The organism is Streptosporangium sp. NPDC002721 (assembly GCF_042888905.1).
Lineage (GTDB): Bacteria > Actinomycetota > Actinomycetes > Streptosporangiales > Streptosporangiaceae > Streptosporangium.
Map to the genome: position 1 here is coordinate 38,843 of NZ_JBIAQI010000039.1, position 23,631 is coordinate 62,473.

Genomic DNA, 23,631 nt, shown 5'->3' on the forward strand with positions numbered 1-23,631 from the left:
GGCGAGCCCCGTCATACCGGCCTCTCCTCCCGCGTCTCGGCGATCGCCTCGGCGAGCATGGTGCCCACGTCGCCGAGGACGTGCCTGCTGTCGACGACCACGTGGCGCCCGCCGGACACCACGGAGTGCACGTCGGCGGCCGTGGCGGCGAAGACCACGGTCTCGGCCACGTGCTCCGGGGCGGCCCCGGCCGTGCGGACCGAGTCGAGGCGCACCGACACCAGGTCCGCCCACGCGCCGGGGACGAGCATGCCCGCGCAGGCGAAGCCGAGCGAGTCGTGCCCGGCGGCGGTGGCGGCGTTCAGGAGTTCGGCGGCCGACCAGTGGCCGCGCCGCTCGGTGGCCAGCCGCTCGTCCAGCTCGACCGCGCGGGCCTCCTCGAACAGGTCGACGACCGCGTGGCTGTCCGAGCCGAGCGTGATGGGCGCGCCCGCCTCGAACAGCCTCCTGGCCGGGCCGATGCCGTCGGCGAGGTCGCGCTCGGTCGTCGGGCACATGCATACGCGCGTGCCCGAGGTGCCGAGCAGCGCGACGTCCACGTCCGACAGGTGCGTGGCGTGTACGGCGGTCGAGCGGGGACCGAGCGCGCCGTGCGTCTCCAGCAGCTGGACCGGGGTCGCGGCGTAGGCCTCCACGCAGGCCTCGTTCTCCGCGCGCTGCTCGGAGACGTGGGCGTGCAGCGGGACCGCGTGGTGCCGGGAGAACTCGGCGACCACCGGGATGTGCTCGGCCCTGACCGCGCGGACCGAGTGCACGGCCACGCCGATCTCCACGTCCGGCTCGCCCCGGTAGCCGGCCGCGAGCGCCTCGGCCCGCGCGGCCCACCCGTCGGCGTCCCGGTCGCCGAACCGCCGCTGCACGCCGGTCAGCGGGGTGCCGACGCCGCCGGTCAGGTAGCAGGCGTCCAGCAGCGCGATGCGCAGCCCCGCCTCCCGCGCGGCCTGGACGAGCGCGTGCCCCATGGCGTTCGGGTCGTCGTACGGCCTGCCGTCGGGCCCGTGGTGCAGGTAGTGGAACTCCCCCACGCAGGTGATCCCGGCCAGCGCCATCTCGGCGAACGCGGCCCTGGCGAGCCTGAGGTAGGAGTCGGGGTCGAGCGTGCCCGCCAGGCCGTACATCCGCTCGCGCCAGGTCCAGAAGCTGCCCTTCTCGCGTTGCGTCACCCCGCGCAGGGCGCGGTGGAAGGCGTGGGAGTGCGCGTTGGCCAGCCCTGGAAGGGTCAGCCCGGCCAGCCGGACGGCTCCGCCCGGCGGGGTCGCCACGCCGGTGGCGACCTCGGCGATCAGGGTGTCCCTGATCGTGACGAGCACCCCCGCGACGGCCTCTCCCGGTGGCAGCCAGGCCAGTTCGCACCAGTAGCTCAGTTCCCGCACAGCTCCTCCACAACGGCGGCGAGGGCGGTGACCCCGGCGTGGCAGTCGGCCCGGTCCGCGTGTTCCTCCGGAGAATGAGAGATGCCCGTCGGATTGCGGACGAACACCATCGCGCTGGGCACACCCGCGGACGCCAGGATTCCCGCGTCGTGCCCGGCGCCGGTCGGCAGGACGGGCGCGCTCCCGACCCCGCCCCCGGCCGCGGCCGCGACCCGTTCCCGCAGGACCGCGTCGAAGTCGACGACCGGGGTCCACGACTCGACGGTCACCTCGGCACCGGAGAAGTCGATCAGCTCCTCGACCAGGTCCCTGACCGCGTCCTCGTCGCCGCCCCTGGCGTCCAGCCAGGCGCTGACCAGGCCGGGGACGGCGTTGGCGTTGTTGGGCGACACGCGCGTCCTGCCGAAGGTGGCGAGCACGCCGTTGCGCTCGGCGGCCTGGCGGGCGTGCAGGACGGTACGGGCGAAGGGCAGCATCGGGTCGTCGCGGTCGGCCAGCCGGGTGGTGCCCGCGTGGTTGGCCTGGCCGTGGAAGTCGAACCTCCAGCGGCCGTGCGGCCAGATGGCCGAGGCGACGCCGACCCGGGCGTCCCGGTGGACCAGGTCCTGCCCCTGCTCGACGTGGAGCTCGACGAAGACGCCGATGTGCCGCAGGGTCTCCTCGTCCCGGCCCAGCGCGCCGGGGTCGCGCCCGGCCCCGCGCAGCACCTCGGCCAGCGAGTCGCCCTCGTCGTCCTTCAGGCCGCGCGCCCTGTCGGGGTCGAGGATGCCGGTCAGGAGGCGGGAGCCGACGCACGGCACGCCGAACCTGGCGCCCTCCTCGTCGGTGAAGCAGGCGATCCCCAGGGGGCGTTCGGGCCGGAAGTCCCTGGCCCGCAGCAGGTCGAGGGCGGCGAAGGCCGACACGACGCCGAGGGGGCCGTCGAAGGCGCCGCCCTGGCGCACCGAGTCGAGGTGGCTGCCGGTGACCACGCCGGGCCTGACGGACGGATCACCCCACCAGGCCCACAGGTTGCCGTTGCGATCCTCCCTCAGGTCGAGGCCGCGCCTGGCGGCCTCCTGCCCGAACCACCGCCGGAGTTCCAGGTCCGCGGGCGACCACGCGTCTCGCAGGTAGCCGTGGGTCCGGCCGTCACGTCCGAGGTGCTCTATGGCACCCCACATCTCGTCGAACACCCTCCCATTATGTGAATGAGTCCATTCATTGGCGAGCCCGCCGCACCTTCGGCTCCGCACGTGTCCGCTCCCGCCCTGTCTTCAGGCTCCGCCACGTGTCCGTTCCCGCCGCATCCTCAGGCTCCGCCACGGTCCGCTCCCGCCGCACCTTCAGGGCTCTCGCGCGGGGGCGGCGCCACGGGACCGGCCCCGCCCTCAGTTCGGGGGGCCGGAGGCGGGACGGACTGTGATCTCGGTGATGTGCGCGTCGGGGGACGCGGTCAGGGCCGTCACCGCCAGCCGGGCCACCGAGTCGGGGTCGAGGTGGTCCTCCGGCCGGTAGGGACCGCCCTCCTGGGCCCGTACCCCGCGCTGCATGTCGGTGGCGACCCGCCCCGGGTAGATCGTGGTGACCTGGAGCCCGGGTTCCTCCAGGCGGAGCCCGTCGGCGAAGGCGCGCAGGGCGTACTTGCTGGCCGCGTAGGAGACCCAGTTCGGGTTGGCCCGCTGCCCCGCCCCGGAGTTGATCAGGAGCACGTGGCCGCGCGCCGCGCGGAGCGCGGGCAGCAGCAGCCGGGTCAGCTCGGCCACCGCGATCACGTTGATCTCCATCGTGCGCCGCCACACCTCGGCGGGGGTCTCCTCGACCCGTCCCAGGGTCACCACGCCCGCGCTGTGCACCAGCACGTCGAGCCGGTCGACGCCGGCGACGTCGGCCTCCGTGACGGCGGTGAGCTCCACCGGCCAGGGCCGCGCCGAGGCGCCGGGCAGGCCGGAGACCACCTCGGCCAGCGCCTCGGTGTCGCGGCCGCCGAGCAGCAGGTCGTGTGTGGGGGCCAGGGCGCGGGCGATCGCGGCCCCGATCCCCCGGGAGGCGCCGGTGACCAGCGCGGTGGGGCGTGCGGGCATGACGATCACCCTACTCGGGGCGGAACGTCTCCGGCCCGGGGCGCTCCAGCGTCATCGCGAGAACGCCCTCGCGGTCAGCGCCGTCTGGCGGCCCGCGATCGTGCTGGGCCGCCCCCTGCGCGACGTGATCGTGCTGGTCGTCCAGGCCCTGCTGGTGATCGCGCTGGCCACGCTGATGGGCATGCGGGTCAGCCTGCCGGGGCTGGCGCTCATGCTGGTGCTGATGGCCGCCACCGGGCTGCTCGCCTCCGGCCTGTCGTACGGCATGGCGCTGGCGCTTCGCGACGAGAACGGCATGTCGCAGACCATGCAGTTCCTCGCGATGCCGCTGATCCTGCTCACCGGCATCATGCTGCCCATGTCGCTGGCCCCCGACTGGATGCGGGCGGTCGCGCAGTTCAACCCGCTCTACCACGCGGTCGAGGCCGGCCGGGCGCTGTTCGACGGCGACTTCTCCGACGGCTCGATCCCGCTGGCCTTCGGCCTCGTCCTGGCCCTGTCGGCGATCAGCCTGCGCTGGTCGGTCACCTCGATGAGGCGCCTCGCCGGATAGGTCCGGTGGACCCTCGGGTGACCCGATGACGCCTCGATCCCGCGACGGCGCCTCTCACGGCGCGCGGTGGGGCTCTCGCGCCGTCAGTCGAGCTGCTCGGTGAAGACCCCGGCCTGGTCGGTCATCCGTTCGTACTCCTCCAGCCGGGCCTGCGTGCGCAGCGGCGCCGCGTCGGCCATGGCCTCCACCAGCACCATGGCCAGGGCCAGCGGCGCCGCGTGCGAGTCGAAGACCAGCCGCTCGCCGACGGGGGCGGTCAGCACCACGTCGGCCTCGAAGGGCGCGTCCCGCCGATCGGTGATCACCGCCGTACGCAGGCCGAGGTCGCGGGCGCCGCGCAGAGCCTGCACGGCCTCCGCGGGGTAGCGGGGCAGGATCACCGCGACCAGCCAGCCCGCTCCCGCCCGGCGCGCGGCGTACAGGCCGTCGGCCAGCTCCGAGCCGCCGTGGGTCAGCAGGCGGACGTCGGGGTGGATCCGGCGCGCGAAGTAGGCGAACGTGGTGGCCAGCCCGCTCGACACCCGCAGGCCCAGCACCGGCAGGGGCTCGCACCCCGCCAGGCTGGCGCCCAGCTCCGACAGGTCGGAGGGGTCGCTCAGCGCCTCGCGCACGCTCCGCAGGTTGTCGATCTCCACGTCGATCGCGGTCTGCAGGTCGTTGGCCCGCGACGGCTTCCTGCCGCCCACGACCAGGGGCCGCAGCGCCTGCCTGAGCTCGGGGTATCCCGCGAAACCGAGCACCACCGCGAACCTCGTCACCGACGGCTGGCTCACCCCGGCCCGGTCGGCCAGCTCCACGCTGGACAGGAAGACGGCCTCGGAGAGGTGGTCTCCCAGGTAGCGCGCGATCCGCCGCTGCACGGGCGACAGCCGCCGCCCCTCCAGAAGCCGATCGAGTCCGTCACCCACGCCCCCTCCAACCGCTCGAAGCCCCACGAGCATTCCCCTCCCCGTCCCGCCCCGATGTCGTTCCTACACCCGGACGGGAGGGAGTGAGCGGCGCCCGGAGGATTCACGCCCCGGAATCGGGCGCGGCAGGTGAATCGACGCCCGACCGAACCGGTCGAACCACTCGAAAGACATGCATTCTTGGTCATGACACACATCACGACCAGGACTCGCGGGTCCCCGGCCGACGGCGGGCCGATCGGAACTCGCAGGACCCGGCCGACGACGGGGCCGATCGGGGGGCGCGCTCCCCGATCGGTGGCGGGCCGACCGGAACTCGCAGGACCCGGCCGGCGACAGGCCGATCGGGACCCGCGAGCCCCGGTCACGGCGCGCGTCCCGGGCGCGGCGCGAGCCCCGGGCGCGGCGCGAGCCCCGGGCGCGGCGCGAGCCCCGTCAGGACTCGCGCATCGGGATGCGCACGCCTCGCTCCTCGGCCACGGTGACGGCCTCGTCGTACCCGGCGTCGACGTGGCGGATGACGCCCGTGCCCGGGTCGTTGGTGAGGACCCGGTTGAGCTTCTCGGCACTGAGCGCGGTGCCGTCGGCCACGGTGACCTGGCCGGCGTGGATGGAACGGCCGATGCCGACGCCGCCGCCGTGGTGGATGGAGACCCACGCGGCGCCGGAGGCGACGTTGAGCATGGCGTTCAGCAGCGGCCAGTCGGCGATCGCGTCGGAGCCGTCGGCCATGCCCTCGGTCTCCCGGTACGGGCTCGCGACGCTGCCGCAGTCGAGGTGGTCGCGGCCGATCACCAGCGGGGCCTCGATCTCCCCCGAGGCCACCATGTCGTTGAAGCGCTCCCCGGCCAGGTGGCGCTCGCCGTACCCGAGCCAGCAGATGCGGGCGGGCAGCCCCTGGAAGTGGACCTTCTCCCCGGCCAGCCGGATCCACCTGGCGAGCGGCTCGTTGTCGGGGAACAGCTCCAGGATCGCGCGGTCGGTCTTGGCGATGTCGGAGGCGGACCCGGACAGCGCGGCCCAGCGGAACGGGCCCTTGCCCTCGGAGAACAGCGGCCGGATGTAGGCGGGCACGAAGCCGGGGAAGTCGAACGCGCGGGTGTAGCCCGCCAGCTGCGCCTCGCCCCGGATCGAGTTGCCGTAGTCGAAGACCTCGGCCCCGGCGTCCTGGAAACCGACCATCGCCTCCACGTGGGCGGCCATGGACTCGCGGGCCCTGCGGGTGAAGCCCGCCGGGTCCTTCTCGCGCTCGTCGGCCATGTCCTCGAAGGCCACGCCGACCGGCAGGTACATCAGCGGGTCGTGGGCGGAGGTCTGGTCGGTGACGACGTCGATCTCGGCACCCCTGCGCAGCAGCTCGGGCACGACCTCGGCCGCGTTGCCCTCGACCCCGACGCTCAGCGGCCTGCGCTGGTCGCGGGCCTCGTACGCCAGGCGCAGCGCCTCGTCGAGGTCGGCGGCGCGGACGTCCAGGTAGCGGTGCTCGATCCGCCGGTCGATCGACCTGGGGTCGCAGTCGACGCAGATCACCACGCCGCCGTTCATGGTCACGGCCAGCGGCTGGGCGCCACCCATGCCGCCGAGCCCGGCGGTCAGCGTGATCGTCCCGGCGAGGCTCCCGCCGAACCTCTTGGCGGCCACGGCCCCGAAGGTCTCGTAGGTGCCCTGCAGGATGCCCTGGGTGCCGATGTAGATCCAGGAACCGGCCGTCATCTGCCCGTACATGGTCAGCCCGGCGGCCTCCAGGCGCCGGAACTCCTCCCAGTTGGCCCAGTCGGGCACCAGGTTGGAGTTGGCGATGAGCACCCGGGGGGCCCACTCGTGGGTACGGAAGACCCCGACGGGGCGGCCCGACTGCACCAGCAGCGTCTCGTCGCCCTCCAGCGTGGTCAGGGTACGGGTGATCGCGTCGAAGGAGCGCCAGTCACGGGCGGCCTTGCCCGAGCCGCCGTAGACGACGAGCTGTTCCGGATGCTCGGCGACCTCGGGATCGAGATTGTTCTGGATCATGCGGAGCGCCGCCTCCTGCGGCCACCCCTTGGCGGTGAGCGTGGTACCGCGCGGCGCGCGCACGATCCGGCTGCCGGACATGCCCGACCTCCCCCTCAGGAATGAATGAACGTATTCATATTTGGTCACCCGGAGGCTACAGGTCAACCCGGAAAGGGGGGTGTCGCGAGCGGCACGCCCGCGACACCCCCGGTGATGGCCGTAACGATCCTCACGCCCGGACCTCGTCCCGCACGGACGGGACCGGGTGATCGAATGCGGCGAGCGCCCGATGGGCGCCCCGATGCGAAGGAGAGGCTCCGCACAGGCGGGGATGCCCGATTCACCGGACGGCGAATCAACCCCTCGGCCCAGTGTCCGAAATATTCCTTTATGGGCGATATGAATTTACACAACCGAGCCAGTGAGCGCAGGTTTAGGTGGGCAGCAGGAACTGGGTCGCGGCCAGCTCACGGTAGAGGGCGTCGTCGGCGAGCAGCTCCTCGTGGGTGCCCACGGCCCGCACCCGGCCCGCCTCCATCACCACGATCCGGTCGGCCCCCGCCACGGTGGAGAGGCGGTGGGCGATCACCAGCACGGTCGTCTCCGCCGCCACCTCCGCGATCACCTCGCGGAGCCGCAGCTCGTTGACCGCGTCGAGCTGGGAGGTGGCCTCGTCGAGCAGCAGCAGCCGGGGGCTGCGCAGCAGGGCGCGGGCGATGGCGACCCGCTGGCGCTCGCCGCCGGAGAGCATGATCCCCCGATGGCCGACCCGGGTCTCCAGCCCCTCCGGGAGCCGGGAGACCAGGTCCTCCAGGCGGGTGCGGGCGAGCACCCGCCAGATGTCGGCCTCCTCCACGCCCGGCGCGGCGAAGACGAGGTTCTCCCTGAGCGTGCCGTCCAGCACCGGCGCGTCCTGCTCGACGTAGCCGAGACAGGCGCGCAGCTCGGCGAGCGGCCAGTCCGTGATGTCGCGGCCGTCGATCGCGATCCTGCCCGCCTTCCGCTCGTAGAACCGCTCCAGCAGGGCGAAGATCGTGGACTTGCCCGCCCCGGAGGGCCCCACCAGGGCGGTCAGACCGCCCGCGGGCACCTCGAAGGAGACGTCCTCGTGGACGACCGGCCTGTCGTCGCCGTAGCGGAAGGCGACGCCCTCGAAGACGACCCCGGCCGGGACCCTGCCGACCTCGTACGCCGCGCCGTCGGCCTCCTCGGCGGGCAGCTCCTCGATCTCGCGGATCCGCTTCACCGCGGCCAGGCCGTTCTGCACCTGCGTGAAGCCGTTGACCAGCTGGCCGATGGGGGCGACCAGGTAGAACAGGTACAGCAGGAAGGCGATCAGCGAGGAGACCTCCAGCGAGCCCGAGGAGACCCGCGCGCCGCCCACCCCGAGCACGGCCACGAAGGCCAGCTGCGCGGACACCCACGCCGAGACACCGGCGATCGAGGTCAGCCAGGCGACGGCGACCCCCCGGTCGCGCGCCTCGCGGGCCGCCTCGCCCACCGCGGCGATCTCCCGCTCCTCGGCACCGCTCGCCTTGACCGTACGGAACGCCTGGAGCACCCGGTCGAGGACCGCGCCCATCTCGCCGACCGCGACCTGCGCCTGCATCGAGGCACGCTGGATGCGGGGCATGATCAGGCTGACGAACCCGCCGACCACGACCAGCACCCCGAGCGTGATGAGCAGCAGGAACCCGTCGATGACCGCCATCATCACCACCGCGCCCACGAGCATGAACAGCGAGCTGACCGTCTCGACCACGCCGTTGGTGAACACCGCCCGCAGCAGCGTCGTGTCGGAGGTGACCCGCGACATCAAATCACCCGGCTTGAGCCGGTCGACCTCGGACACCCGCAGCCGCAGCATCCGGTCGACCAGGGAGCGGCGGGCGGAGAAGACGATGCCCTCGCCCATCCGCTCCAGCACGTAGCTGCCCAGCGCGCCGATGACCGCACCCAGGAGCACGGCGGCGGTCAGGCCGAGCACCGGGCCGAGCAGGGAGCGCTGCTCGCCGAAGGCGTCGATGACGGTCTTGGCCAGGAGCGGCATCGCCAGCCCGGCCAGCGAGCCGACGAGGCTGAGCGTCCCGCCCAGCAGCAGGGCCCCGCGGTGGGGCCGTATGTACGCGGCCAGCAACCGCCAGGACGCGATCCCGGGCCCCGCCGTTTCCTCCGCCCCTGGCTTACCCGGCCCCGCGTCGGGCCCGGTCTCCTCCGGGCTCCCCGGCACCCTGTCGTCCGGCAATGTGACCCCCGGCAATGTGTCCCCCTTCGGAAACGACGTGATCGGCCTCCGGCCGCTTTTCCTGTCTACCGCGCACGAGCCCGTCTCGGGCGTCTCGCCCTGTTTTGAAGACGAAAGTCGATGACGTCAACATAAGTTGACATCATCATCGGTGTCAACCCAGGTTGCCTCGAAGGGGGCGCGCGGGGAGTGGAAGCCGGATCCGGCGAACGAGCGGGGCCGCGGAGAACCGGCGGGCAGCGGGCGTGAAGGGCCGGAAACCCGTAGAGGACCAGGCCGGAAAGACGGCCGGAAAAGTGACGGGAAATCACCCCGTCCGGCGCCAATCCGGGGAGCGCGCGGCGGCGAATGGGGAGCGAGGAACCCGGCCGGATCCCTCTCCCATCCCCGTACCCACGGCCGGTCACACCGTGACCGGCGGCCGAAAGGACCAACTGACATGGAGCTCCGGACCAACCGGCGCGCCCTGGTCGGCATGGGTGTCGCAGGGGCGCTGGCCGCGGCCTCGCTTTCCTCGTTCGCCCTGCTCAGAGCCGAGACCGGCATCGCCTCCTCGCACCGCGAGGCGCCGATGATCGCGGGTGACCCCCGCAACGACAACACCGACGTGTACGCGTTCGTCAGCCCCGACAAGCCCGACACCGTCACGCTGCTGGCCAACTTCATCCCGTTCGAGGAGCCGAACGGCGGGCCGAACTTCTACCAGTTCGACACCAACTCCCGCTACAACATCAAGATCGACAGTGACGGCGACGCGAGGCCCGACGTCGTCTACCAGTGGACGTTCCGCAACGAGGACCGGCGCGGCAACGGCACCTTCCTGTACAACAACGGCCCCGTCACCTCGCTGAACGACAAGAACCTGTTGTTCAGGCAGCGCTACAAGCTCACCAGGAGCACCGCCCACGGCACCAGGACCCTGGTCGCGAACGGCGTGGTGGCGCCGAGCAACACCGGCCCGGCCTCCGTACCCGACTACGGCAAGCTGCGCGCCCAGGCCGTCAAGAAGCTGCCCGGCGGGGGCAGCGTCTTCGCCGGCCAGTCGGACGAGGCGTTCTTCGCCGACCTGCGGGTCTTCGACCTGCTGTACGGCGGCGACCTGTCCGAGGTCGGCCAGGACACGCTCAAGGGTTACAACGTGCACAGCCTGGCCCTGCAGCTGCCCAAGGACGAGATCGCGCTGCGCGGCGACCCGAAGCGCAACCCCGTCGTCGGCGTCTGGTCCACCGTCGACAAGTGGAGCCCGAAGGGCTTCGTCCAGGTCTCCCGCCTGGGCCAGCCGCTGGTGAACGAGGTCGTGGTCCCGGCCGGGCTGAAGGACGCCTTCAACGCCCTGCCGCCGGACCAGGACGCCGGGGTCCCCGCCGTCGTCAAGCGCGTCACCGAGCCGGAGGTGCCCAAGCTCCTGGAGGCCGTCTACGGCCTCCAGGCGCCGAAGACGCCCCGCACCGACCTGGTCGAGATCTTCCTCACCGGCATCGCCAAGGAGAACGGCCCGATCAAGGCCGACCTCAACTCGCAGAGCCTCAACAAGGACGCCGGGAAGCTGCGCCCGTCGGAGATGCTGCGGCTGAACATGGCGATCCCGCCCGCGGCGACCCCGAACAGGCTCGGCGTGCTCGCCGGTGACCCGCAGGGCTTCCCGAACGGCCGCCGCCTCGGCGACGACGTGATCGACATCGCCCTGCAGGCGATGGCGGGCGCCGCGCGGACCGGCAAGCTCGTCGACGCGCTGGCCGCGGGCGACAAGGTGGACGCCAACGACAAGCCGTCCGGCACCGTGTTCCCGTACATCCCGCTGCCGGGCAACACGTCGGTGAACGCGAACTGACCGCGAGGGCGCGGGGCCCGGTTCTCCCGGGTCCCGCGCCCGCGCGCTCCCGCGCCGACCAGAGGGGTGCTGACCATGAAGACTTCCGCGAAAACCCGTACGGCCGCGACCGTGCTGGGCCTCGCCGCGGCGCTGACCCTCGGGGCGGCGCTGATCCCCGGCGACCGGCCCGCCCCCGCTCCCGTGCCCGCCGCCGCGGCCCGGGTGGAGCTCACCGAGACGCCCGTCTCCGCCGTCTCCCTCGACGGCGCGATCAGGGCGCTGACCGACCGGCTCCGGCGGCTGCCCGCCGACCACCACGCCTGGGCGCGGCTCGGCGCGGCCTACGTCCAGCAGGCGCGCGTCACCGCCGACCCGTCCTCCTACCCGCGCGCCGCGCATGCGCTGGCCAGGGCCGCCGCGCTGAGCCCCGGCGACCCGGAGGTGCTCACGGGCCTGGCCGCGCTCGCCGCCGGGCGCCACGAGTTCGCCGAGGCCGTACGGCTGGCCCGCTCCTCGGTCGCCGCCAACCCCTACGGCCTGGACGCCCACGCGGTGCTGGCCGACGCCTACACCCAGCTCGGCCGGTACGGGGAGGCCAGGCGGGCCGTCGACAGGATGATGGAGCTGCGCCCCGGCGTCGCCGCCTTCACCCGCGCCTCCTACGACGCCGAGCTCAGGGGCGACCGCGCGACGGCCCGCCGCATGCTGGAACACGCGCTCTCCGACGCCTTCTCCCCCGCCGACGTCGCCTACTGCCGCCACTACCTGGGCGAGCTGGCCCTGCACTCCGGTGACCCGCGCGGCGCCGCCGAGCAGTACCGGCTCGCGCTGGAGGCCTCGCCCGGCTTCGTCCCCGCCCTCGCGGGAAGCGCCAGGGCCGCCGCGCTCGACGGGCGCACCGCCGAGGCGATCGACCGCTACGCCGTCGTGGTCGCCCGGCTGCCCCTGGCCCAGTACGTGGTCGAGTACGCCGAGGTGCTGGCCGCCGCGGGCGGGGACCCCTCCGAGCAGTGGACCCTGCTGCGGGCGCAGCGGGACCTGATGCGGGAGGCCGGGGTGTGGGACGACCTGACCTGGGCCGAGTACGAGGCCGACCACGGCTCCCCCGCACTGGCCGTCACGCACGCGCGGGCCGAGTACGCCCGCAACCCGAACGTGGTCGCCGCCGACGCCCTGGCCTGGGCCCTGCACCGCGACGGCCGCAGCCGCGAGGCCCTGCCGTACGCGAGGAGGGCCACCGCCACCGGCTGGCGCAACGCCCTGCCGCTGCACCACCGCGCGGAGATCGAACGCGCCCTCGGCATGGCCGGAGAGGCGAGGCGCTCCGCCGCCCGCGCCCGCGCGGCCAACCCCTCCTTCTCTCCCGGCCTGCCCGCCCTCGCGAGGTTGTCATGAAGCTCCCAGAGGTCCAGAAACCAACGACAACGCCGAGCCTCGTGAGGACGCCGGGGCCGTCGCGACCGGTGAAGGCGTCGCGTGCGTTGCTCGGCGCGCCCTTCCTGGTGAGAGCGGTCACGGCAAGGACAGCCGTGGTGAGGACGGCCGTGGCGAGGACAGTCATGGTGAGGACGGCCGTGGCGAGGACAGTCGTGGCGAGGACGGCCGTGGCGAGGGCGGTCTTGTTGGTGACGGGCGCGATGGTGACGGGGGCGGTGTGCGCGCTCACCGTCCTCGCGCCCCCGGCAGCCGCCACCACCAGCGCCACCGCCACCACCACCGCGTCCGCGTCCGCGTCCGGCACAGCCACGGTGACCGCGCCCAGCACGGCGACCGCCGTACTCGGCGCGGCCACCACCACCGCGCGCGGCGTGGTCACCGTGACCGGCGCGCGGGTCGCGCACCCGCTGGGCAACTTCACCGTCAACCACTACAACGGCCTGCGGATCGGCCGGAACCTGGTGGAGAACCTGGCGGTGGTGGACAGTGCCGAGCTGCCCACCCTCCAGGCGCGTCCCTCGGTGGACACCGACCGCTCGGGCACGGTCTCGGACTCCGAACGGTCGGCGTACGGCACCGCCCGCTGCGCCGAACTCGCCGCCGCGCAACGCCTGGCGGTGAACGGGGCCGCGACGCCCTGGCGCGTCGCCGGGAGCTCCTTCACCTACGAGCCCGGCCAGGGCGGCCTGGAGACCACCCGCCTGACCTGCCGCCTCTCAGCCGTCGCCACCCCTCTCCAGGGGGCCGGGACGATCTCGTTCGGCGACGGGTACCTCGCCGACCGGATCGGCTGGCGGGAGATCACGGCCGTGGCCGCGGGAGGGGTGCGGCTGGCGCGGTCGTCCGTGCCCGGCACCAGCGTCAGCGAGGAACTGCGGGCCTACCCGGACGGCCTGCTGTCCAGCCCGCCCGACCAGCGCGCCGCCGAACTGGGCGTGGCCCCCGGGGCCGGATCGGTGGCGGTCACGCTCCCGCTCGTACCCGACGGGCCGATCGCCGACGCGCTGGCCGCGCTCGACCGCACGTTCGTCGGCCTGGTCGGCACCGACTCGCCGACCCTGCCGCTGGGACTGCTCGCCGTCCTGCTGGCCACGGTCCTGGGCGCCGGGCACGCCCTCATCCCCGGCCACGGCAAGACCGTCATGGCCGCCTACCTCGCGGGCAGGAGGGGCCGCCCCCGCGACGCGCTGATCGTCGGTGCCACGGTGACCGCCACCCACACCCTGGGCGTCATCGTGGTCGGCCTCCTGCTGAGCGCCTTCTCCGTCCTCACCGGGGAGGGGGTCCTGGCCTGGCTCGGCCTGGCCAGCGGCCTGCTGATCCTCGCCGTGGGCGTCCGCCTGCTGCTGTCCGCCTGGCGCGCCTACCGCACCGGCGAGCCCCCGGCCTTCGGTCACGGCCACGGCCACGGGCATGGGCATGGGCATGGGCACTTCGGTCATGGGCATGGCCACGGGCGGCTTGCCGGGGCGGGCCGTACCGTGGCGCTGCTGGAGCGGGAGGAGACCGACGGCGACGAGGAGGCCGTGCGGTCGCGTACCGGCGGGGTGGAGGCGCGGGACGAGGGAGCGGCCCCTGCCGATTCCCGGAAGGCGGCCCCCTCGAAGGGCGGGCTCGTGGGCATGGGGGTGGCCGGAGGGCTCGTGCCCAGCCCGTCGGCGCTCGTCGTCCTGCTCGGGGCGATCGCGCTCGGCCGCACCTGGTTCGGGATCGCGCTGGTCCTGGCCTACGGCGTGGGGATGGCGGGGACGCTCACCGTCACCGGGCTGCTCCTGGTCAGGCTCACCGGGCGGCTGGACCGCCTGGCCACGGCGGGCGGCGGCCTCGCGGCCCGCGTCTCGGCCTTCGCCCCGGTCGGCACCGCGGCCCTCGTCGTCCTGCTCGGCCTGGGGCTGGCCCTGCGGGGCCTCACGGGATCACTCTGAGCGCCCGGCGAGCAAGCTGAGTGCCCGGCGAGCAAACGCCCTGCCATGCCCGTTCCCGGACATCCGCCTCATGGCGGTGTCCCGCCCGAGGTATCCTCGCGGATCCCGTCGGAGCGGGCCGCCGCGTGCCGGTGTCCCGCCGATCCGGAGTCGGCTCCCGAGGGAGCCCATCGGCGGGACACCGGCATTCGGTGCGGCGGGATGGGAGTCAGCGGCGGCGGGCGCCGTACTCCTTGCGCAGCTCGGCGACGGTGTCCAGGATCTCGTCCTGGGTCTTCAGAAGCTTCGCCTCGGCCTGCTCGGTCCTGGCCTCGGCCACCATCCGGCGGTTGCCCGTCCGTCCGGCCAGCTTCAGCTTGGCCTTGGCCTTCATTTCACGCAGGTTGAGCTTCTCCATGAGACCCATGATCAGCACCCTTCAGCAGAGAGGACCGTCGACTGCCCGGCAGTCGGCCGAACATGCGTCCCGGAAGCTTTCCCGTCTCCCTTGGATCCCCGCAGTCCCTGCGGCCTTCCGGCTTCGGCCTTCTCAGTCGGGGTCGGGGACGTCGTCGTAGTCGACGTCGCCCTCCTCGGCGCGGCGCAGGCCGATGTCCTCCACCCAGGCGCAGGCGAAGCGGCGGATCTCCATGATCTGCTCGCCGTTCACGCCGTAGGCCTCGAAGTCCTCGTCGGCGATCAGGTCGACGAACTCCAGCCGCATCACCAGCTCGGCCAGCTCGAACTCCTCGTTGTGCAGGCGGGCGAGGTGTTCGAGCTCGCGGAAGCCGTACAGGTGGGAGACCGAGGCGATGTCGATGACGTCGCGGGCGAGGCTGCGCTCGTGCAGGGCCCGCATCTTCAGGCCGACCGCGTCGTCCAGGGAGACGACGGAGACGTCGCCGACGATCACGGGCTGCTGCTGGAACGCCTCCCTGAGCAGGTCGAACTCGCAGCTCTGCTCGGTCACCGGGTCGCTGACCACGAGGCGGCCCATCCGGGGCGTCACCTCCGTCAGGGTGACCTCCAGCCCGGCCTCCCTGAACGCCTCGGCCATCCCCTCCGCGACCTCGGGCAGCGGCGTCTCGGCGGCGGTCGCGAAGTCGAGGTCGTTGCTCGGGCGTTCGGTGAAGCCGTGGGCGTTCATCGCGTACCCGCCCGCCAGGACCAGCCCGAACCGGGTGCAGGCGGGCAGCGCGGCCTCCAGCATCCGCTGCTGGAAGGGAGGCAGGATCACCGCTCCCACCCCGGCGTCAGGGCCCCCGCTCCGGCGCCCGGTCCGGTGTCGTGCCGCCAGCCCAAGGCTGCGATCTTGGTCTCCCAGGCCCTCCGGTAGCTCGGCCCGATGCCCCGGCGCAGGGTCGGCCAGTCGGCCACGAGGAGCTCGGCGTTCAGGTACGACTCGGCGTCGGACCGGCCGCCGCCGGTGATGATCGTACGGTAGAGGCTCATCCGCAGCAGCGGGTTCACCAGGTCGTACTCGGTGAGGCCGGACCAGCCGAGGTGCACGGGCAGGGCGACCGTCCCCGTCGCCGGGCCGCGTAGATCGGCCAGCGATTCGGGGACGCGCTGCTCCACGCCGTCCCAGCGGGACGGAAGCGTACTCACGCCTTCCAGTATGCCCGCCGTTCGGCCGAGGTCCACGGGACGCGCGGGGCGCGCGGGCTCAGCGGCGGGAACGGCGGCGGGTGGAGGGGAGGTCGTGGCGGCCTGAGAGGAACTCCTGGAAGGCGATCTTGCCGCGGATCACCGGGCGGCGCCAGCGCTCCTCACGGCCCTCGGCCCTCGCCATCTTGCGGGGCTGCGGGCGCCGGGAGTCGGGCGCGAAGAACCAGTGGGCCCAGGGCGATCCCGGGCGGGCCAGGCGTATCGCGCCGGGCACCAGGAGAATCGGCACGAACAGCCCGGCGAGACCCGTCCAGATCTTGCCCTTGAGCAGCGTGATCACGGCGAGCGCGAGGTTGGTGACGATGAAGCCGACCGTGAGCAACGTGCCCCGGGGCTCGGTGTCGTAGTCCTCCCAGCCCAGGGGGCGCAGGCCGAGCAGGAGCAGCGCGGTGACCACGACGGCGATGAACACGGCGTCGACCGACGCGCGCCCCTCCTCCTCCCAGTAGACGTCGTGCAGGTGCAGGATCAGCGCGAACTCGTCCAGGATCAGGGCGGCCCCGGCGCCGAAGACGGCCGCCGTCACCGCGTACCAGCCCTCGGACACCCCCGAGACGATCAGGCCCGACACCCCGCCGAGCAGGGTCAGCACCACGCCGAAGACCACGTGGTGGATGTGCATCTCACCCACGTTGACGTTGCCGAACCAGCCGATCTTGGCGCGGATGAGCCGGACGTTGATCCTGGTGAGCAGGAAGACGACGATCAGCGCGACGAAGAAACAGAACAGCGGCAGCCGTCCTGTGTCCATGATTCGCTCTCGGAACAAATCCCCCACCGTCCCCCCAGGCTATGCGAGGGAGGCCCCCGGCAGGCACGGGAGGCACTGCGGCACGGCGGTTTTCCGGGCCGGCCGTAAGGGACGCGCCACGCGTCGGGCACGGGAGCCGCGAAGATCTTCACGGGTGCCCGCCCAGACGCCCCCGACGCCCGTACGAGGCGCGCCACGCCTCAGGTGAGGAACCCCCACAGCAGCGCCGCGGTCCCCTCGAGGTGCTCGGCCACGGCGCGGCGCGCGGCCTCCGGGTCCCCGGCCAGGATCGCCGTCACGATCGCCTGGTGCTGGACCGCGGCGTGCTCGATGTTGCGCTGGAGCACCGGGATGGCGTTGAGCAGGTCGGTGACCCGGAGCCTGGCGTCGGCGCAGGCCCCGGCGAGCAGGGCGGAGCCGGTCAGCTCGGCGATGGCCAGGTGGAAGGCCGTGTCGAGGCGGCGGTAGTCGTCGGGCCCGGCCGCGTTGACCTCGCGCAGCCTCTCCCGCAGGATCTCGCGCCGCTCGGGGGTCAGCGGGGTGGTGGCGAGCACCTGGGCCGCGCCGCACTCGACCGCCATCCTGAAGGTGAGGGCGTCGGACAGGTCGTCGGTGCCCATGTCGGCCACGGCCCTGCGCAGGTCGCCCCGGTGCGGGCGGGGCGGGGTGTAGGTGAGGAAGGCGCCGCCGTACCGGCCGCGGCGCACCTCCAGGTAGCCGGCGTCCTGCAGCTCGCGGATGGCCTCGCGCAGGGTGACCCTGCTGATGCCGAGCTGGGTGGCGAGCTCCCGCTCGGGCGGCAGTTTCTCGGCCACCAGCCCCAGCTTGATGACCTGGAGCAGGCGCTCCACGGTCTCCTCGAACGCGTTGCCCGCGCGTACCGGCCGCAGCACGGCGGTCAATCGCGACACCTCATCCAATTATCCCCTCCGGCCCTTGACAAGGCTCCCCCCGCTACACGTCAATGGTCTGACACTAGCCCAATAGGACCCCGACGAGGAGGGCATGTGGACGTCACCGAGCTCCACGACGAGGTGCGGGCGGGCCGGATCGACACCGTGCTGCTGGCGGTCGTCGACATGCAGGGCCGTCTCCAGGGGAAGCGCCTGTCGGGACGTTACTTCCTGGAGGAGGTGCTGCGGCACGCCTCCGAGGGCTGCAACTACCTGCTCGCGGTCGACGTCGACATGAACACGGTCGACGGGTACGCCATGTCGTCGTGGGAGCGCGGATACGGCGACTTCGTCATGAAGCCCGACATGTCCACCCTGCGCCGCGTGCCGTGGCAGGAGGGGACGGCCCTGGTGATGGCCGACCTGGTCTGGGAGGACGGCTCCGACGTGACCGCCTCGCCGCGCCAGATCCTGCGCCGGCAGCTCTCCCGGCTGGACGAGCGCGGCTGGGGCGCCTTCGTCGGGACCGAGCTGGAGTTCGTCGTCTTCGACGACACCTACGAGGACGCCTGGCGCCGCGGCTACCGCGACCTCACCCCTTCCAACCTCTACAACGTCGACTACTCCCTCCTCGGCACCGCGAGGGTCGAGCCGCTGCTGCGCAGGATCAGGCTCGGCATGGAGGGCGCGGGCATGTACGTCGAGTCGGCCAAGGGCGAGTGCAACCTCGGCCAGCACGAGATCGCCTTCCGCTTCGGCGAGGCCCTGTCCAGCTGCGACAACCACTCGATCTACAAGAACGGCGCCAAGGAGATCGCCTCCCAGGAGGGTATGGCGATCACCTTCATGGCCAAGCCGAACCAGCGCGAGGGCAACTCCTGCCACATCCACATCTCGCTCAGGGACGCGGGCGGAGAGCCGGTGATGGCCGGTTCCGGGCCGCACGGGCTGTCGGCGACGGGAGAGCACTTCATCGCCGGGCAGATCGCGCTGATGCGCGAGCTGACCCTGCTGTACGCGCCCAACATCAACTCCTACAAGCGGTACGTGCCGGGCAGCTTCGCCCCCACCGCGGTCAAGTGGGGCGTGGACAACAGGACGTGCGCGCTGCGCCTGGTCGGCCACGGCCCCTCGCTGCGGATCGAGAACCGGGTGCCGGGCGGCGACGTCAACCCCTACCTCGCGGTCTCGGCGCTCGTCGCGGCCGGGCTGCACGGCATCGAGAATGAGGTGCCGCTTGAGGAGGCGTTCACGGGGAACGCCTACTCATCGGGCGCGGAGACCGTGCCGACCACGCTGCGGGACGCGCTGGAGCTCTGGGAGGGCTCCGCGTTCGCGACGGCCGCCTTCGGCGCGGACGTCGTGGCGCACTACGCGAACAACGCCCGGGTCGAGCTGGCCGCCTTCGACGCGGCGGTGACCGACTGGGAGCTCTTCCGCGGATTCGAACGGATGTGAATGTGAAGATCGTCAACCCGGCGACGGAAGAGGTCGTCGCCGAGGTCGAGATGGCGGACGCCGCCGAGACCGACCGGGCCGTGGAGCGTGCCAGGCGGGCCTTCGCGACGTGGCGGAACGTCGGCCCGGGAGACCGGGCCCGGCTGCTGCGCCGTTTCGCCTCGCTGGTGCGCGAGCACGCCGAGGAACTGGCCCTGCTGGAGGTCGCCAACTCCGGGCACACGATCGGCAACGCCCGCTGGGAGGCGGGCAACGTCGCCGACGTGCTCGACTTCTACGCCGGGGCGCCCGAGCGCAACCACGGCCTGCAGATCCCGGTGCCCGGCGGGCTGGACGTCACCTTCAGGGAGCCGCTGGGCGTCGTCGGCGTGATCGTGCCGTGGAACTTCCCGATGGTCATCATGACCTGGGGGCTGGCCCCGGCGCTGGCCGCGGGCAACACCGTGATCGTCAAGCCCGCCGAGTGGACGCCGCTCACCGCCCTGCGGGTGGCCGAGCTCGCCCTGGCCGCCGGCCTGCCCGAGGGGGTGTTCCAGGTCCTGCCGGGGGCCGGGGAGGTGGCGGGCGCCCGGCTGGCCGGGCACCCCGGCGTGGCGAAGATCGTGTTCACCGGCTCGACCGAGGTCGGCAAGGAGATCGCCGCCACCTGCGCCGGGCAAATCAAGCGGCTCACCCTGGAGCTGGGCGGCAAGAGCGCCAACGTGGTCTTCGCCGACGCCGACCTGGAGAAAGCGGCGGCGACCGCGCCGTACGCGGTGTTCGACAACGCGGGCCAGGACTGCTGCGCGCGGTCCCGGATCCTGGTCGAGCGCTCGGTCCACGAGGAGTTCCTGGCGCGGTTCGGGGAGGCGGTGCTGGGTGTCAGGGTCGGCGACCCCCGCGACGAGGCCACCGAGATGGGCCCGCTGATCAGCGCCGAGCACCGGGAGCGGGTCGCCTCCTTCGTCACCGAGCCGCCCCACCTGCAGGGCACGTGCCCGCCGGGGCCGGGGTTCTGGTTCCCGCCGACGGTGCTGACGCCCGGCTCGGCGGACGACCGGGCGTTCACCGAGGAGATCTTCGGGCCGGTGGTGTCGGTGGTGCCGTTCGACGACGAGGCGGACGCCGTGCGCATCGCCAACGACACCCCGTACGGCCTGAGCGGGTCCATCTGGACCCGCGACGTCGGACGGGCGCTGCGGGTGGCCAGGGCGGTCGAGGCGGGCAACCTCAGCGTCAACTCGCATTCGAGCGTCCGCTACTGGACCCCGTTCGGCGGTTTCAAGCAGTCGGGCCTGGGCCGCGAGCTGGGGCCCGACGCCCTGTCCGCGTTCACCGAGATCAAGAACGTCTTCATTTCCGAGGAGTAGTAGCGATGCTGCGTTTGCAGGACCGGGTCGCCGTCATCACCGGCGCCGGAAGCGGGATCGGCCTGGCCACCGCGCGCCGGTTCGCCGAGGAGGGCGCTCGCGTCGTGTGCGTGGACCTGGACGAGACGACCGGTCCGGCGGCCGCCGACGAGGTCGGCGGGCTGTTCGTGCGCGCCGACGTGACCAGCGAGGACGACGTCGCCCGCGCGTTCCAGGCCGCGTTCGACACCTACGGCAGCGTGGACATCGCGTTCAACAACGCGGGCATCTCGCCGCCGGACGACGACTCGATCCTGGAGACCGGCATCGACGCCTGGCGCCGGGTCCAGGAGGTCAACCTCACCTCGGTCTATTTGTGCTGCAAGCACGCCATCCCGTACATGCGGCGGCAGGGCAAGGGTTCGATCATCAACACCGCGTCGTTCGTGGCCGTGATGGGCTCGGCGACCAGCCAGATCTCCTACACCGCGTCCAAGGGCGGGGTGCTGGCCATGTCGCGTGAGCTGGGCGTGCAGTTCGCCCGCGAGGGCATCCGGGTGAACGCGCTGTGCCCGGGGCCGGTGAACACGCCGCTGCTGCAGGAGTTGTTCGCCAAGGACCCCGAGCGGGCGCAGCGCCGCCTGGTGCACATCCCGGTGGGCCGCTTCGCCGAGGCGTCCGAGATCGCCGCGGCGGTGGCGTTCCTCGCCTCCGACGACGCCAGCTTCATCACCGGCTCGGAGTTCCTGGTGGACGGCGGCATCTCCGGCGCGTACGTCACCCCGTTCTGAGCACCCCGCCCTCAACACCCCGCCCTCAACACCTCGTGCCGTACGTCACCGGTGGCCCGGCGCGCCCGTGCTGCCGCGCGGGGTGAGCCTGGCCGTCTCGGTCTGGACGCCGGTGACGTGCTCGCCGGCGATCAGCGCCAGCAGGCTCCGCGCGGCCTGCGCCCCGTAGTGGGGGATGTCCCGGCCGAGGGCGGTGAGGGCCGGTCGCACCACCTGGGAGAGGGGCGAGTCGTCCCACGCCACGAGGGACAGGTCCGCGGGCACCTCCAGCCGCATCTCCTGCGCGACCGAGAGCCCGGCGACGGCCATGATGTCGTTGTCGTAGACGATCGCCGTCGGCCGGTTCGCGGCGCTGACCAGCCGCCGCGTGGCCCGCGCGCCCTCCTCGCCGGTGTAGTCGGTGTGCACGATGGAGTGACCGTCCAGGCCGAGCCCGTCGCACGCGGCGGTGAAGGCCCGGTCGCGCAGGACGGTGTGCACCAGCGCGGGCAGCCCGGCGACCCTGGCGATCCTGCGGTGGCCGAGCGCGGCGAGATACTCCACCGTCTCCCGCACGGCCGCGCCGTCGTCGGACCAGACGGGGGCGAGCGAACCGGCTCCCGACGGATGGCCGATCACCACGGCCGGCAGGGCCAGCTCCTCGATCTCGGGGACGCGCGGGTCGTCGAAGCGCAGGTCGACCAGGATGACGCCGTCGACGCGGCCCTCCCCCCACCACCTGCGGTAGACCTCCGTCTCCTGCTGATGGTCGGCCACCACCTGCAGGAGCAGGGCGTAGGAGCGGGCCGACAGCTCGCTCTCGATGCCGCTGATCAACTCCATGAAGAACGGCTCCATCCCCAGCACCCGCGCCGGGCGGCACACGGTCAGGCCGACGGCGCGGGCCCGCGCCCCGTTGAGCGCGCGCGCGGCGCTGTTGGGCTGCCAGCCGATCTCCCTGGCGATGGCCTTGATGGTGTTCCTTCTCGCCTCCGACACGCCCGGGCGGTCGTTCAGCGCGTAGGAGACCGCGACCTTGGACACCCCCGCGCGACGAGCGATGTCGGCGATCGTCGGTCGCTTCACGAGACCCCCACCTGAACCGGTTATCCGACATGTTTCCGCCGCGTACTTTACTATGCCCGCCCCGATCCTTCATGATCCCCACGGCGACAGGCCACCCGCCGTGAGCAGCGGTCACGGCCGGACATCCACGCACCCGGCCACACCGGGAGCGACGGCCGCACCCGCTCCCCGGCGGCGGGCTCGCTTAACCACTTAATCCTCGCCCCGTGCCGCGACGTCGCCCGCACCCCGGCGGCACGCCGGCCCGCCGCGGCCGGTAACGTGCGGGAGGAGCACCGGGACGGGCCCACGGCGCCAGGACATCGGTGGAAGCACGGCGAAACAGGAGATCATGTCCCGTCCCGTCATCGGTGTCACCTGCTACGTCGAGCCCGCGCGCTTCACCGTCTGGGAGACGACCGCCGCCCTCCTGCCCTACGACTACGTCGACCACGTGGCCCGCGCGGGCGGGCAGCCGGTGATCCTGCCCCCGGCGGGCGACCCCGCGACGCTGGTGGAGCGCCTGGACGGGCTGATCCTGGCCGGCGGCGGGGACGTCGGCCCGGAGCGGTACGGCCAGGAGCCGCACGAGCGGACCGGCCACGTCCGGCCGTTCCGCGACGACGCGGAGCTGGGGCTGGTCCGGGCGGCGCTGGAGCGGGGCCTGCCCTTCCTGGGCGTCTGCCGGGGCATGCAGATCCTGAACGTCGCGCTGGGCGGCACCCTCCACCAGCACCTGCCCGACGTGGTCGGCCACCCGGGGCACGCCCCGGCCCCCGGCCGCTACGGCAGGATGCCGGTGTGGTTCGCCCCCGGCAGCCGGGTCTCGAAGATCTTCGGGACCGAGACCGTGGACGTGGCCCACTACCACCACCAGGCCCTCGACCGGCTCGCCGAGGGCCTGACCGTGACCGCCCACGCCGAGGACGGCGCGATCGAGGCCGTGGAGGTGGACGACCACCCCTTCGCCGTCGCCGTCCAGTGGCACCCCGAGACCGACGACGAGTCGGCCCTGTTCGAGGCGCTGGTCCGGCACTCCGCCCCCTGACCCCGCCCTGTTCGAGGCGCTGGTCCGGCACTCCGCCCCCTGACCCCGCCCCGGGACACCCCGGGCCTCGCGGGCGGAGGACCCGCAGGCCGCAGACGGCCTCCCCGATGGGCGCGGGGGATTTCGCTCGGCCCGTGCGGGCGGTTAGGCTGGCCGGTGACACCGATGAATCCCGTGCGGGAGAGCGTCCTGACACCCAGGCCAGGACCCCTGAAGGAGCAAGCCCTCCCCGCGAACCTCTCAAGGCAAAGGACCGTGCGGGTAGGTGCCTCTGGAAAGCAGGTCCCACGGCCTCGCCGAAGGTGAAAGTCCGGTAAAACCCGGATGAAACTCTCAGGCACCCACGACAGAGGGGGAGGATG

20 protein-coding genes and 2 riboswitches are annotated in these 23,631 nt (G+C 72.9%); of the genes, 8 read left to right on the forward strand and 12 right to left on the reverse strand.

Annotated elements, in window-relative coordinates; all coding sequences use genetic code 11:
- Positions 1 to 11: 11 nt before the first annotated feature.
- From ACFYWM_RS39535 to ACFYWM_RS39545, 3 genes are all read right to left on the reverse strand, one after another.
- Complete coding sequence (locus tag ACFYWM_RS39535) at positions 12 to 1,373, reverse strand: formimidoylglutamate deiminase (RefSeq protein WP_389925329.1); 1,362 nt, start codon at positions 1,371 to 1,373, stop codon at positions 12 to 14.
- Entirely contained in the window at positions 1,361 to 2,536 is a 1,176-nt protein-coding gene (locus tag ACFYWM_RS39540) for an allantoate amidohydrolase (RefSeq protein WP_389925427.1), read from the reverse strand. The genes ACFYWM_RS39535 and ACFYWM_RS39540 overlap by 13 nt, the downstream gene beginning before the upstream one ends.
- Positions 2,537 to 2,743: 207 nt before the next feature.
- Entirely contained in the window at positions 2,744 to 3,436 is a 693-nt protein-coding gene (locus ACFYWM_RS39545; RefSeq protein ID WP_389925331.1) for an SDR family oxidoreductase, read from the reverse strand.
- Between ACFYWM_RS39545 and ACFYWM_RS39550 the strand changes: the two genes are divergently transcribed.
- On the forward strand, positions 3,435 to 3,989 hold the full coding sequence (locus ACFYWM_RS39550; RefSeq protein WP_389925334.1) for an ABC transporter permease: 555 nt from the start codon (positions 3,435 to 3,437) through the stop codon (positions 3,987 to 3,989). The genes ACFYWM_RS39545 and ACFYWM_RS39550 overlap by 2 nt on opposite strands.
- An 83-nt stretch (positions 3,990 to 4,072) precedes the next feature.
- Here the strand turns inward: ACFYWM_RS39550 and ACFYWM_RS39555 are convergent, their stop codons facing one another.
- From ACFYWM_RS39555 to ACFYWM_RS39565, 3 genes are all read right to left on the reverse strand, one after another.
- Positions 4,073 to 4,897 carry a MurR/RpiR family transcriptional regulator gene (locus ACFYWM_RS39555; RefSeq protein WP_389925337.1) on the reverse strand — a complete coding sequence of 275 codons (825 nt, stop codon included), beginning with the start codon at positions 4,895 to 4,897 and terminating at the stop codon, positions 4,073 to 4,075.
- 435 nt (positions 4,898 to 5,332) lie between these two features.
- Complete coding sequence (gene hutU, locus ACFYWM_RS39560; RefSeq protein ID WP_389925340.1) at positions 5,333 to 6,988, reverse strand: urocanate hydratase; 1,656 nt, start codon at positions 6,986 to 6,988, stop codon at positions 5,333 to 5,335.
- A gap of 334 nt (positions 6,989 to 7,322) precedes the next feature.
- Positions 7,323 to 9,026: an ABC transporter ATP-binding protein gene (locus ACFYWM_RS39565; protein WP_389925429.1), complete on the reverse strand. Its 1,704-nt coding sequence runs from the start codon at positions 9,024 to 9,026 to the stop codon at positions 7,323 to 7,325.
- Positions 9,027 to 9,573: 547 nt separating this feature from the next.
- Here ACFYWM_RS39565 and ACFYWM_RS39570 point away from each other — a divergent pair.
- The 3 genes from ACFYWM_RS39570 (at position 9,574) to ACFYWM_RS39580 (ending at position 14,309) form a co-directional block, all read left to right on the forward strand.
- The gene (locus ACFYWM_RS39570) at positions 9,574 to 10,965 is read left to right on the forward strand and encodes a DUF4331 domain-containing protein (protein ID WP_389925343.1); all 1,392 of its coding nucleotides are present in this window, start codon (positions 9,574 to 9,576) and stop codon (positions 10,963 to 10,965) included.
- A 75-nt stretch (positions 10,966 to 11,040) separates the two neighbouring features.
- The gene (locus tag ACFYWM_RS39575) at positions 11,041 to 12,342 is read left to right on the forward strand and encodes a tetratricopeptide repeat protein (protein ID WP_389925346.1); all 1,302 of its coding nucleotides are present in this window, start codon (positions 11,041 to 11,043) and stop codon (positions 12,340 to 12,342) included.
- Between the two features lie 179 nt (positions 12,343 to 12,521).
- A complete protein-coding gene (locus tag ACFYWM_RS39580; protein WP_389925349.1) occupies positions 12,522 to 14,309 on the forward strand; it encodes a nickel/cobalt transporter in 1,788 nt (595 codons plus the stop codon).
- 208 nt (positions 14,310 to 14,517) lie between these two features.
- Here ACFYWM_RS39580 and ACFYWM_RS39585 read toward each other — a convergent pair whose 3' ends face one another.
- The 5 genes from ACFYWM_RS39585 to ACFYWM_RS39605 form a co-directional block, all read right to left on the reverse strand.
- Entirely contained in the window at positions 14,518 to 14,706 is a 189-nt protein-coding gene (locus tag ACFYWM_RS39585) for a hypothetical protein (RefSeq protein ID WP_389925352.1), read from the reverse strand.
- Between the two features lie 132 nt (positions 14,707 to 14,838).
- Positions 14,839 to 15,525 (reverse strand): nucleotidyl transferase AbiEii/AbiGii toxin family protein, encoded by a 687-nt coding sequence (locus tag ACFYWM_RS39590; protein WP_389925355.1) that lies wholly within the window; start codon positions 15,523 to 15,525, stop codon positions 14,839 to 14,841.
- A complete protein-coding gene (locus ACFYWM_RS39595; protein WP_389925358.1) occupies positions 15,522 to 15,896 on the reverse strand; it encodes a hypothetical protein in 375 nt (124 codons plus the stop codon). The genes ACFYWM_RS39590 and ACFYWM_RS39595 overlap by 4 nt, the downstream gene beginning before the upstream one ends.
- 58 nt (positions 15,897 to 15,954) lie before the next feature.
- Positions 15,955 to 16,707 carry a hypothetical protein gene (locus ACFYWM_RS39600; RefSeq protein WP_389925361.1) on the reverse strand — a complete coding sequence of 251 codons (753 nt, stop codon included), beginning with the start codon at positions 16,705 to 16,707 and terminating at the stop codon, positions 15,955 to 15,957.
- Between the two features lie 200 nt (positions 16,708 to 16,907).
- A complete protein-coding gene (locus tag ACFYWM_RS39605; RefSeq protein ID WP_389925363.1) occupies positions 16,908 to 17,627 on the reverse strand; it encodes a FadR/GntR family transcriptional regulator in 720 nt (239 codons plus the stop codon).
- Between the two features lie 87 nt (positions 17,628 to 17,714).
- Here ACFYWM_RS39605 and ACFYWM_RS39610 point away from each other — a divergent pair, with 87 nt between their 5' ends.
- From ACFYWM_RS39610 to ACFYWM_RS39620, 3 genes are read left to right on the forward strand one after another with little or no spacing between them, the layout of a single operon-like run.
- Positions 17,715 to 19,058: a glutamine synthetase family protein gene (locus ACFYWM_RS39610; protein ID WP_389925366.1), complete on the forward strand. Its 1,344-nt coding sequence runs from the start codon at positions 17,715 to 17,717 to the stop codon at positions 19,056 to 19,058.
- 2 nt (positions 19,059 to 19,060) lie between these two features.
- Complete coding sequence (locus tag ACFYWM_RS39615; protein ID WP_389925369.1) at positions 19,061 to 20,407, forward strand: aldehyde dehydrogenase family protein; 1,347 nt, start codon at positions 19,061 to 19,063, stop codon at positions 20,405 to 20,407.
- Positions 20,408 to 20,412: 5 nt separating this feature from the next.
- The gene (locus ACFYWM_RS39620) at positions 20,413 to 21,177 is read left to right on the forward strand and encodes a 3-oxoacyl-ACP reductase (RefSeq protein WP_389925372.1); all 765 of its coding nucleotides are present in this window, start codon (positions 20,413 to 20,415) and stop codon (positions 21,175 to 21,177) included.
- 45 nt (positions 21,178 to 21,222) lie between these two features.
- Here ACFYWM_RS39620 and ACFYWM_RS39625 read toward each other — a convergent pair whose 3' ends face one another.
- Positions 21,223 to 22,242 carry a LacI family DNA-binding transcriptional regulator gene (locus ACFYWM_RS39625; RefSeq protein WP_389925375.1) on the reverse strand — a complete coding sequence of 340 codons (1,020 nt, stop codon included), beginning with the start codon at positions 22,240 to 22,242 and terminating at the stop codon, positions 21,223 to 21,225.
- 331 nt (positions 22,243 to 22,573) lie between these two features.
- Here ACFYWM_RS39625 and ACFYWM_RS39630 point away from each other — a divergent pair, with 331 nt between their 5' ends.
- Complete coding sequence (locus ACFYWM_RS39630) at positions 22,574 to 23,269, forward strand: gamma-glutamyl-gamma-aminobutyrate hydrolase family protein (RefSeq protein ID WP_389925379.1); 696 nt, start codon at positions 22,574 to 22,576, stop codon at positions 23,267 to 23,269.
- Between the two features lie 167 nt (positions 23,270 to 23,436).
- A riboswitch (glycine riboswitch) is annotated at positions 23,437 to 23,535 on the forward strand.
- Between the two features lie 2 nt (positions 23,536 to 23,537).
- A riboswitch (glycine riboswitch) is annotated at positions 23,538 to 23,622 on the forward strand.
- Positions 23,623 to 23,631: the final 9 nt, after the last annotated feature.